Below are 207 nucleotides of genomic sequence, written 5' to 3'. Positions count from 1 at the left end.
CCGTCTGAAAGCGGGGCGGCTTCTTTTTTGGGGATGGGTTGACCGCCCAGCTGCGCCATCAGTTTGGCGGCAAGGGAGGCGTCATCACCGAATTCGTGCTGCTCGACCAGTTCGTTGCCGGCGTTGTAGCGGTAGCCGGTCAGCTTATGGTCGAAACCGCTTTCTGCAATCAATCGGTCGAGGATGTCGTAGGCAAAGCGGTAGCGC

Annotated in this window: 1 pseudogene; it reads right to left on the bottom strand. The window is 59.4% G+C overall.

Features of this window, described 5'->3' with window-relative positions:
* Positions 1-207: pseudogene (locus HMPREF2952_RS06350) on the bottom strand (RHS repeat protein); the annotation flags it as partial.

The organism is Neisseria sp. HMSC068C12 (assembly GCF_001814095.1).
GTDB classification, from domain to species: Bacteria; Pseudomonadota; Gammaproteobacteria; order Burkholderiales; family Neisseriaceae; genus Neisseria; species Neisseria perflava.
This window is presented reverse-complemented; position numbering and strand designations above follow the sequence as displayed.